This is a genomic window from Piscirickettsia litoralis (assembly GCF_001720395.1).
Lineage (GTDB): Bacteria > Pseudomonadota > Gammaproteobacteria > Piscirickettsiales > Piscirickettsiaceae > Piscirickettsia > Piscirickettsia litoralis.
This window is the reverse complement of record NZ_MDTU01000001.1, coordinates 2,047,131-2,057,387: the sequence shown is the minus strand read 5'-3', so window position 1 is coordinate 2,057,387 and position 10,257 is coordinate 2,047,131. Positions and strand designations below refer to the sequence as shown.

Annotated in this window: 8 protein-coding genes and 3 pseudogenes; 3 read left to right on the top strand and 8 right to left on the bottom strand. The window is 42.6% G+C overall.

The features are described from left to right. Nucleotides 1-32: 32 nt before the first annotated feature. The 7 genes and pseudogenes from purH to aroQ form a co-directional block, all read right to left on the bottom strand. Nucleotides 33-1,583 (bottom strand): bifunctional phosphoribosylaminoimidazolecarboxamide formyltransferase/IMP cyclohydrolase, encoded by a 1,551-nt coding sequence (gene purH, locus BGC07_RS10190; RefSeq protein ID WP_069313021.1) that lies wholly within the window; start codon nucleotides 1,581-1,583, stop codon nucleotides 33-35. A 74-nt stretch (nucleotides 1,584-1,657) separates the two neighbouring features. Then, a complete protein-coding gene (locus BGC07_RS10185; RefSeq protein WP_069313020.1) occupies nucleotides 1,658-1,900 on the bottom strand; it encodes a helix-turn-helix domain-containing protein in 243 nt (80 codons plus the stop codon). Continuing rightward, the gene (gene dusB, locus BGC07_RS10180) at nucleotides 1,890-2,879 is read right to left on the bottom strand and encodes a tRNA dihydrouridine synthase DusB (RefSeq protein ID WP_069313019.1); all 990 of its coding nucleotides are present in this window, start codon (nucleotides 2,877-2,879) and stop codon (nucleotides 1,890-1,892) included. The genes BGC07_RS10185 and dusB overlap by 11 nt, the downstream gene beginning before the upstream one ends. An 84-nt stretch (nucleotides 2,880-2,963) precedes the next feature. Further along, a pseudogene (gene prmA, locus BGC07_RS20115) lies at nucleotides 2,964-3,827 on the bottom strand (50S ribosomal protein L11 methyltransferase); the annotation flags it as partial. A gap of 39 nt (nucleotides 3,828-3,866) precedes the next feature. Continuing rightward, nucleotides 3,867-5,193: pseudogene (gene accC, locus BGC07_RS20110) on the bottom strand (acetyl-CoA carboxylase biotin carboxylase subunit); the annotation flags it as partial. A gap of 73 nt (nucleotides 5,194-5,266) precedes the next feature. Further along, nucleotides 5,267-5,743, bottom strand: coding sequence for an acetyl-CoA carboxylase biotin carboxyl carrier protein (accB, locus tag BGC07_RS10165; protein ID WP_069313018.1), 477 nt, complete (start codon nucleotides 5,741-5,743; stop codon nucleotides 5,267-5,269). A 13-nt stretch (nucleotides 5,744-5,756) separates the two neighbouring features. After that, a complete protein-coding gene (aroQ, locus tag BGC07_RS10160; protein WP_069313017.1) occupies nucleotides 5,757-6,212 on the bottom strand; it encodes a type II 3-dehydroquinate dehydratase in 456 nt (151 codons plus the stop codon). Nucleotides 6,213-6,437: 225 nt separating this feature from the next. Between aroQ and BGC07_RS10155 the strand changes: the two genes are divergently transcribed. Both BGC07_RS10155 and groL read left to right on the top strand, forming a co-directional pair. Continuing rightward, entirely contained in the window at nucleotides 6,438-6,731 is a 294-nt protein-coding gene (locus BGC07_RS10155) for a co-chaperone GroES (protein WP_069313016.1), read from the top strand. 64 nt (nucleotides 6,732-6,795) lie between these two features. Beyond that, nucleotides 6,796-8,453: pseudogene (groL, locus tag BGC07_RS10150) on the top strand (chaperonin GroEL). A gap of 71 nt (nucleotides 8,454-8,524) precedes the next feature. Here groL and BGC07_RS10145 read toward each other — a convergent pair. Next, nucleotides 8,525-9,085: a heme NO-binding domain-containing protein gene (locus BGC07_RS10145; RefSeq protein ID WP_069313015.1), complete on the bottom strand. Its 561-nt coding sequence runs from the start codon at nucleotides 9,083-9,085 to the stop codon at nucleotides 8,525-8,527. A 204-nt stretch (nucleotides 9,086-9,289) separates the two neighbouring features. Between BGC07_RS10145 and BGC07_RS10140 the strand changes: the two genes are divergently transcribed. Then, complete coding sequence (locus tag BGC07_RS10140) at nucleotides 9,290-9,496, top strand: hypothetical protein (protein WP_069313014.1); 207 nt, start codon at nucleotides 9,290-9,292, stop codon at nucleotides 9,494-9,496. Nucleotides 9,497-10,257: the final 761 nt, after the last annotated feature.

Sequence of the window (10,257 nt, the reverse complement as noted above, 5' to 3'; positions counted from 1 at the left end):
TAAATCTCACTAAAAGCCAAATAAAAAGTAACTTAATGCTTAAAATGGCGCTCACCAGTAAATATCATTGCAATACCATGTTCATTACAAGCGGCGATAACCTCTTCATCACGAATGGAACCACCCGGCTGAACAATCGCTTTAATGCCTTGCTTGGCGGCCGTATCAATACTATCTCTAAAGGGGGAAAAAAATGCATCAGAAGCCATCACAGCATTATCTAGGCTAAAACCCATCTCTTGGGCTTTATTCGCAGCAATTTTAGCGCTATCGATCCGACTCATCTGCCCAGCGCCGATGCCAATGCTTTGGCTCTCTTTAGCATAGACAATCGCATTTGATTTCACCGCAGCAACAACATTCCAAGCAAACGCTAAACTTTCTAGCTCCTCAGCATCAGGGCTACGCTCAGTGACTATTTCATACTTAAACTCTTCCGCCAAACGATCTTGCTCTTGAATTAACAGACCACCAGCAATGCGTTTTAAGTCAAAACCTGTTTGTAACTCGCCTTCACCTGTTGCCAATACTCGCAAATTAGGTTTAGCAGCCAATACGACTAAAGCATCTTGGTCTATTTTTGGCGCGATGATTACTTCGGCAAATTGATTGTCTAGAATCGTCTTAGCCGCCTCTTTCGTCAAGGTCTGATTAAAGGCAATAATCCCACCAAAAGCCGACGTTGAATCACAGGAGAACGCACGCTGATACGCCTCTGTTACCGTTTTACCATGCGCGACACCACAAGGGTTCGCATGCTTTACAATCACACAACTACATTCTTTAAAGCTTTTAACACAAGCCAGTGCTGCATCCGCATCGGCTAAATTATTATAAGACAATGCCTTACCTTGTAATAGTTCAGCATTAACAACAGAAACACCGCTACTATTAGTTTCTTTATAGACAGCAGCCTGTTGATGTGGGTTTTCGCCATAACGCAGCTCACCGGACTTCTCAAAGGCTAAAGTCAAGGTTTCAGGAAAATCACTATCATGGCATTGCTTATATAAATAGCGAGAAATTGCTGCATCATATTGCGCTGTATGCTCAAAAGCTTTTACAGCCAATTCAAAACGCAAGCGATCATTAATAACACCTGTTTCACTGCTTAAGGCATCAGTCACACGAGAATAATCTTCAGGATGAACAACGATAGAGACTGATTGATGATTCTTTGCTGCTGCACGCACCATCGTCGGCCCACCAATATCAATATTTTCTATGGCGTTGGCGAGCGTGCAATCATCTTGGCGAATGGCATTTTGAAACGGATATAAATTAACAATAACCAGATCAATCGCAGGAATACCATTCTCCCGCATCGCTTCATTATCAACACCACGACGAGCGAGTATGCCGCCGTGAACTTTTGGATGAAGCGTTTTTACTCGCCCTGCAAACAACTCCGGAAAACCGGTATAATCAGACACATCAGTCACAGTAATATTATTTTCTTTAAGTAATTTTGCCGTACCCCCAGTCGATAAAATCTCAATTTTATGCTGCTCGAGCGTTTTGGCAAGCTCGATGATGCCTGTTTTATCAGATACACTAATGAGCGCACGTTGAATCGTTTGCATGGGTTAATTCACTCCTCGGTTATTATAAATAAAAAAGGTTAAGACAATGCTTAACCTTTTTTTGAAATTCGCTTTTATTCGATCGAATATTGCCTGATTTTCTTACGCAGGGTACCGCGATTAATTCCAAGCATCCTCGCCGTCTCCGACTGATTCCCCTCGGTAAAGCCTAAAGCGGTTTCTATTAACGGGACTTCGACTTCTTTTAAGATCACTTCGTACAAATTCGTTAGATGACAGCCCTGGGTGTCGGCTAGAAATTTAGCGACCGCATCTTCAACATGATGTCTTAATGTTTTTTCTGTTTCACGAGGCATAAGGCACACACTCACTCTCTTGCTGCTCAAAAAAGTGTTGAATCGCACCGAGCTGGGCCTGATGGTCGTCCAACGCATTAAATTGCTTGCGAAAAGGCTTAGCGCTCAAGCTTGATTGTAAATACCAGCCAACATGTTTACGTGCAATCCTAACGCCCATAAATGTACCATAAAACGAGTATAGATTCTCCAAATGTTCACACATTACGGCGTACTTTTCTTGCAATGAAACAGGCTGACTATGCTCACCTTGCCTTAGATAATGATCAATCTGCTGAAAAATCCATGGATTACCTTGAGCTGCGCGCCCGACCATCAAGGCATCTGCCCCCGTCTTTTCTAAAACATATTTTGCTTTTTCAGGCGAATCTATATCACCATTGGCAACAACCGGAATCTTCACCGCCTGCTTCACAGCGCTAATCGTCTCGTATTCTGCCTCGCCTTTATATAAATCCTGACGCGTACGACCATGTACCGCAAGAGATACTATGCCCGCCTGTTCAGCAATTTTAGCAATTTTAACGGCATTTTTATGCTCACGGCTCCAGCCTGTGCGCATTTTTAAAGTCACCGGCACATCAACTGCGGCAACGGTCGCTGCCAAAATATCAGCGACTAAGCTTTCGTGCTGCATTAAAGCGGAGCCTGCCGCAACATGGCACACTTTTTTAGCAGGACAGCCCATATTAATATCGATCACCTCGGCGCCATGCTCAACATTAAAGCGCGCGGCTTCTGCCATTTGCTCAGGGTCCGTGCCTAGTAATTGCACGACAATCGGCGCTACTTCACCACGATGGTCCATGCGCAATTGCGTCTTGCGACTTTTGCGTAAATTTTGCTGGGAACTCACCATCTCAGAGACCACTAAGCCCGCACCTAAACGCTTGCATAGCATACGAAACGGTCGATCAGTCACTCCAGCCATAGGGGCCAGAATTAAGCGATTATCAACAGAGTAAGGACCGATCTTCATAAAATTTCAAAATAACTAAATAACCAAATAAATCATCAAAATTAAGAAATAAAACTAAAGGTTAAGCTTAAACCTAGTGCTTGCTTAATACGCCTTGCGCTCAGCAACCAGACAGACCCACTCATCTTTTTGCTCAAGCTTCACAATATCAAAATCGTTTAAATACGCCTTTTGCACCCGCTCGACTTGCTCCACTAAAATTCCAGAGAGTACCAGCATGCCTTTTGACTTGACGAGGCTTGCAAATTTTGGGGCGAGATGGATAAGCGGATTGGCAAGAATATTAGCAACGAGTACATCTGCAGCTTGAGTTTCTAGCTGGTCAGGCAATACCGCTTGATAACACGATAAGTTAAGCTCGTTTTGCTCTGCGTTATAATGCATGGCATCCAAGGCTTGCGGGTCGATATCCACGCAACGCACATGACTAGCGCCGAGTTTTAATGCTGCGATGGCTAAAATGCCTGAGCCACAACCAAAATCAATCACATCACTACCCGTTTTTAAATTGGCAGCTAACCAATTCAAGCACATCGCTGTGGTCGGGTGGGTTCCTGTACCAAAGGCAAGACCGGGGTTTAATAACATTTTAACTTGGCTTTCACTGACATTCACTTCATGCCAGTCAGCATGTACCCACAGCCTATCCGCAAAAAGCATCGGCTCAAAATGTTCACGCCAAGTCGCTGTCCAATCTTGGTCTTCCAGTGGATCAATTTTGACTTGAAGGTTATCAAACTGAGTGTATAGCTGCTCGCGCACCGGCTCTAAGTCAGCGCTGGCATCAAATAAAGCCACCACATCGACATCCTGCCACAACGGTGTCTCACCAACACCAGGCTCTAGAATCGGCTGGTCTTTACCATCACGCAACGTAATCGCCAACGCACCTTCTTCATTAAGAAAGTCACCAATCGCTTCAGCATATTGCTTGGTTGTGACGACTCTAAGCTCTAACCATGCCATTATTTTTGACCGTTTAGTTTTTTCCTCAAGGTAATGAATATTCGTCCCACCGGCTTGGAAGTTAAGATCCGCCATAATCTCTTCTTGCAACGGAATATTCGTCTTAATGCCATTAATAATGGTTTCACCCAATGCGCCTTGCATACGAATAATCGCACTCTTACGATCTTCACCATGAGTAATGATTTTGGCGATCATAGAGTCATAATGTGGCGGCACAGAATAACCTGAATACAGGTGAGAATCCACACGCACCCCTGGCCCACCCGGAGGATGATAGAAATCAATATGTCCAGGCGATGGCATAAAGGTGTTAGGGTCTTCAGCGTTAACACGACATTCAATCGCATGGCCTTGAATACGAATGTCTTTTTGGCGCTTGGATAAGCCTAAACCCGAGGCGATACGCAATTGCTCTTTAACAATGTCCATGCCGGTAATTAATTCAGTAACCGGGTGCTCGACCTGCACACGCGTATTCATTTCAATAAAGTAGAAACGACCATTTTCATATAAAAATTCAAAGGTTCCCGCACCACGATATTTTAACTCACGACACGCTTTAACACACTGCTCACCGATTTTTTCACGTTCATCTTTGCTAATACCCGGTGCCGGCGCTTCTTCAACAACCTTTTGGTGACGACGTTGCATAGAGCAATCACGCTCAGCTAAATGAATCGCATTGCCTTCCCCATCGCCGATCACCTGGATTTCAATGTGGCGCGGTTTGACCAAAAACTTTTCCATATAAACCATGTCATTGCCAAAAGCGGCAGCCGCTTCGGCCTTAACCAGCTGCAATGAATCAAGTAATTCATCTTCTTCAAACACCGCACGCATACCACGGCCACCGCCACCACCGGCTGCTTTTAAAATCACCGGATAACCAATCTTCTGTGCAATACGCTTGGTTTCTGCACCATCATCGCCCAAAGGTCCACCCGAACCTGGCACACAAGGCACACAGGGGTTTTTTCATCGCCTGAATCGCTTTAACCTTATCGCCCATGACACGGATAGTCTCTGCACGTGGGCCAATAAAAACAAAACCACCACTTTCAACTTGCTCAGCAAAATCAGCATTTTCTGACAAGAAGCCATAACCTGGATGAATCGCATCCGCGCCTGTGACTTCCGCCGCGCTGATAATTGCTGGGAATTTTAAATAACTTTGTAATGCGGGTGCTGGGCCAATACAAACTGACTCATCGGCTAAACGTACGTGTTTTAAATCACGATCGGCAGTTGAGTGTACAGCCACTGTTTTTACACCCATCTCACGGCAAGCACGCAAAATACGCAAGGCAATTTCACCACGATTGGCGATCAGAACTTTCTTAATCATAGTCAACGAACTCGTTAATCAATACTCAATAATATGAATGATGAATGACTGGAATCAGATAAGAGCGATTTATTTACTCGATGATCACCAGGGGCTGATCAAATTCAACAGCATCGCCATCGCTTAATAAAATTTGTTTCACCGTGCCCGCTTTATCCGCTTCAATCTGGTTAAACATTTTCATCGCCTCAACAATACATACCGTATCGCCAACACTCACCTTTTGCCCAACTTTAACAAAGGCATCTGCATCAGGCGCAGGAGATGAATAAAAAGTACCCACCATCGGTGACTTCACTGCATGACCACTGGCCGTTTCGCTGCCCGCAGCGACTTCAGCAACAGCGACGGCAGGAGCCTCTGCAACAGGCGCTGAAGCACCAGCCGGTTGAGCGGCAACAGGGATCACCGTTTGAGGTGCAGCAACAGGAGCTGCTGTTTGACTATAACGACTAATGCGTACAGATTCTTCACCTTCCTTGATCTCAATTTCTGCAACACCAGAGGCTTCAATAAGCTCAATAAGCTTTTTAATCTTACGTATTTCCATCGACTCTACCGATTTAGTTAGTTTCTTTAAACTGTTGACAGTAAGCAATTGCAGCATCTAGGGCACAAAAATAGCTTTGTGGGCCCAAGCCTGCAATCACACCTTGTGCAATCTCTGAGAAATAAGAATGATGCCTAAATTTCTCACGCGCATGCACATTCGACATATGCACCTCTATAAAAGGGATCTGCACAGCACTCAAGGCATCGCGCAGTGCAACGCTAGTATGCGTAAACGCAGCAGGGTTAAATACAATAAAATCCACCGCTCTATCTAATAGCTTGTGAATTGTATCGATTAGCTCATACTCCGCATTACTTTGGAAGCTCTCTAACTCAAAACCCACCGCTTCTGCACGCCTTTTCAGCTCAGCATCAAGATCAGCAAGGCTCATCACACCATACTTATCAGGCTCCCGCAAACCCAAAAGGTTCATATTTGGGCCATGAAGCACTTGAATTTTAAACATATTTACTATTTTTACCTTCTATACTCTGCTGTGAGTGTAATGCTAGCGCGCAAAAAGATCAATTTTACTGTTTTTTCGCCACCATGACTAGCGCAATAAAAAATTAAAAAAAAGTAGCCTTTGGGGCTTGTAATTTACCCCAAGGTCCCTATCTAATGATCTGAAGGCTTTTTAAGTCCAAATTAATCAAGGCGAGTGCCTTGTCATCTTTTAGGAGAAGAGTGAATGAAAATCCGTCCATTACATGACCGCGTTGTAATTCGTCGTCTTGAAGAAGAAACAACTTCTGCTGGCGGCATCATCTTAACTGGCAGCGCACAAGAAAAGCCAAATCGTGGTGAAGTTGTTGCTGTAGGTCGTGGTAAAGCATTGGATAATGGTGACTACCGTCCTATCGATCTTAAAGTCGGTAACATTGTATTATTTGGCCAGTATTCTGGCTCTACAGTAAAGATCGATGGCGAAGAATATCAAGTAATGCGTGAAGATGAAATCTTCGCAGTGGTTGATGAAAAGTAACATCAACAGAATGATCCGTTTTTCATCTGAAAGTACATTTTAAGTACACTATGGAGATATAAGAATGTCAGCAAAAGAAGTACGCTTCGGTACCGGTTCCCGTCAAAAAATGTTAGACGGTGTTAACCTTCTTGCAAATGCAGTTAAAGTCACTTTAGGTCCACGTGGACGTAACGTTGTGTTAGAAAAATCTTTCGGCGCTCCAACCATCACTAAAGATGGTGTTTCTGTGGCAAAAGAAATCGAGCTTAGCGACAAGTTCGAAAACATGGGCGCGCAAATGGTTAAAGAAGTTGCATCTAAGTCTAACGACGATGCAGGTGACGGAACAACAACAGCAACTGTTCTAGCACAATCCATCATCCAAGAAGGTGTTAAATCTGTTGCCGCAGGCATGAACCCAATGGACCTTAAGCGCGGTATTGATAAAGCCACAGCTGCTGCTGTTGCTGCACTAAAAGATCTGTCTACACCTTGCACAGACAATAAAGCCATTGCCCAAGTAGGAACAATTTCAGCAAACTCTGATGAAGAAATTGGTTCTATTATTGCTAAAGCGATGGAAAAAGTATCTACAGATGGTGTAATCACTGTCGAAGAAGGTTCTAGCTTAGAGAATGAATTGGACGTTGTCGAAGGTATGCAGTTCGATCGCGGTTACCTGTCCCCATACTTCGTTAACAAACAAGAGAAAATGATCGCTGAAATCGAAAGCCCATTCATCTTGCTCGTTGACAAAAAATCTCTAACATCCGCGAATTGCTTCCAACATTAGAAGCGGTTGCTAAATCTGGTAAGCCATTATTCATCATCGCTGAAGATGTTGAAGGTGAAGCGCTTGCAACATTAGTCGTCAACAACATCCGCGGTATCGTTAAAGTTTGTGCGGTTAAAGCACCAGGTTTTGGTGATCGTCGTAAAGCAATGCTAGAAGATATTGCTATTCTAACGGGCGGTACTGTTATTTCTGAAGAAGTTGGCCTTGACCTTGAGAAAACAACACTTGAGCACTTAGGTACAGCGAAGCGTATTATTGTCACTAAAGACAATACGACAATCATCGATGGCGCTGGTGAGCAAGGCACAATCGAAGCACGTGTTTCTCAAATCCGTGCCCAAGTTGAAGAAACTTCTTCTGACTACGATCGTGAGAAACTTCAAGAGCGTGTTGCTAAACTTTCTGGCGGTGTTGCGGTTATCAAAGTCGGCGCTGCAACTGAAATCGAAATGAAAGAGAAGAAAGATCGTGTAGACGATGCTCTGCACGCAACGCGCGCTGCGGTTGAAGAAGGTGTTGTTCCTGGTGGTGGTGTTGCATTAGTTCGCGCAATTGCTGCTGTTGAAGCGGTTCAATTCAGTAATGACGATCAAGCACAAGGTGCGAACATCTTGTTGCGTGCAATGAGTGCTCCACTGCGTCAAATCGTTGAGAATGCTGGTAGTGAAGCGGCTGTTGTTCTTGACAAAATCGTTTCTGGCAAAGGCAACTACGGTTACAATGCGGCAACGAACGAGTTTGGCGACATGATCGAAATGGGTATCTTAGATCCAACTAAGGTAACTCGTTCTGCACTTCAAAATGCAGCATCTATCGCTGGTCTTATGATCACAACAGAAGCGATGGTTGCAGAACTTCCTAAAGAAGATACTGGCGCTGCTGGTGCTGCAGGCATGCCTGATATGGGCGGCATGGGTGGAATGGGCGGCATGGGCATGATGTAAGCCTGGCCAGATATTCTATCTAGCGTCTTAAAAGCCCCTTAATGGGGCTTTTTTTGTCATCACCCACCTAACTAGTTTTCACCCGTTACTTCTTGAATTGCTAATACACAATGACCCGCTCCTTGGTTCATGCAAGGCTTGTGCTTTAGTTGATACTTAACATGAAAGTGATTCGCAGCAGCAGTGACGACCCCTTCAAGAATCGCACATAATTTTCTCGGTGATCTATATGTCAGTTCATATTCATGTGCATTAACAATGCTACAATCAATTTTGGGAAGGTCACTATAGGCAATCACTTTTTTAAGCTCAGTGTGCAAAAGAGATTCTATTCTTGATAAAAATAATTGAAAATTAATATCACCATCGCCATCATCAGCATATAGCTCTTGATAATCCTCTAATAAGCGCGATAACAAACTTTCACCAAACATATTAAATATCGATGATGCTGTTTTTCCAGTTCTCTCAGCTAGCACCTGTACACTGGTCACCATAACGCTATCAAGGCTTTTTTCTACCGCCCCAGCCATCTGCATAGCAGGTACTATTTCTGCCAACTCTGCAAGTACATCTTCACCAAAAGACGCAACAACAAACTCAGTAAAAATTTTTGGTAGACGCCTTGGCATATGTTTTAATACCTTGCGATTATTATCATTGTCATGCTGCTTTTAAGCATAGCCGCTCGGTATAAATTGTCTAATATGCAAAATTAAACAATCAAACCAAGCCGCATTCACACTCTACTTAAAAATATCATTCTCTGCACAACCGGCTAGTCCTTGCTATTACTTAATTAAAGCTATTTTAAAATCAAGAAGTAAAGGCACAATATGAACCATCAGTATACGCTTATCAGCATGACCTTTAACCTGCCAGAAACTCAATGCACTTTAAAAAATATGGTAACGACAGAAGAACTTTATATTTCAATAAACCAATTGGCTCAACAAGGCCACTTATTAAAGCAATTAAATAAAGAAAGTTTAACAGCGGTTCTCTTTCAATTGGAGCAAGAAAATCAGATTCTTCATCATTAACTAAAAACTGGATACAACTATACTCTTATAGAACCGCCCTTGAATATAAGGCTTTTGCTTTTCTCTCTCATCATGGCTTCTTGGATACAATTTCAGTTTTGATTGCAACCCCATAATAAATATAAAATTAAGAAAAAAAGCTAACCTAAAACATGATTTATAATATATTTAATATTGACCGTATATTTAATATGATCATATACTCAATAAGCAGAATATTTGTGCAAACCTTATGCCATGACTAGTGAACCAGCGATTTTATTAATAAAGTTCATTGAATTTAACACCACATTAACTTTAGTTTTATTTGCCGCTGCTGGGTGGTTAGCGGCACAATTGGTTAGCACAAAGACAACTAAAAATATTTTTAGTAATTGCTGGTGTATAATAATTATTATAATATTTCTTCTGTCTTATATATTCAATATATCATATATGTACTTACTAATATCTGACGTATACTACGAGACCTTAAATTCAAAAACAAACAACTTTGCCACCATATCAATACAAAACTATATAAAAATAATACAGGTGTCATTTTGGGCAGCAGCCATAACAACCGCTTTTCTTTTCATCAGATTCTACTATTGCAAACACAAATGATATATTACTCCTGCCTCATATTAATACTTTTTTTTCCGCTATCAACTTTTTGCGAAAAATAGTCTGGATCATGCCAGACCACGCTGCAAATAAACCTCCAAACATGTCAAAGAGTCACTCAGATCAGCTAAAAAAAGGGCATATTAATATAAGCA

Coding starts and splice junctions, on each gene's coding strand:
- BGC07_RS10140 (WP_069313014.1), top strand. CDS start 9,290: ATGAACCATCAGTATACGCTTATCAGCATGACCTTTAACCTGCCAGAA.
- dusB (WP_069313019.1), bottom strand. CDS start 2,879: ATGAAGATCGGTCCTTACTCTGTTGATAATCGCTTAATTCTGGCCCCT.
- BGC07_RS10145 (WP_069313015.1), bottom strand. CDS start 9,085: ATGCCAAGGCGTCTACCAAAAATTTTTACTGAGTTTGTTGTTGCGTCT.
- aroQ (WP_069313017.1), bottom strand. CDS start 6,212: ATGTTTAAAATTCAAGTGCTTCATGGCCCAAATATGAACCTTTTGGGT.
- BGC07_RS10185 (WP_069313020.1), bottom strand. CDS start 1,900: ATGCCTCGTGAAACAGAAAAAACATTAAGACATCATGTTGAAGATGCG.
- purH (WP_069313021.1), bottom strand. CDS start 1,583: ATGCAAACGATTCAACGTGCGCTCATTAGTGTATCTGATAAAACAGGC.
- accB (WP_069313018.1), bottom strand. CDS start 5,743: ATGGAAATACGTAAGATTAAAAAGCTTATTGAGCTTATTGAAGCCTCT.
- BGC07_RS10155 (WP_069313016.1), top strand. CDS start 6,438: ATGAAAATCCGTCCATTACATGACCGCGTTGTAATTCGTCGTCTTGAA.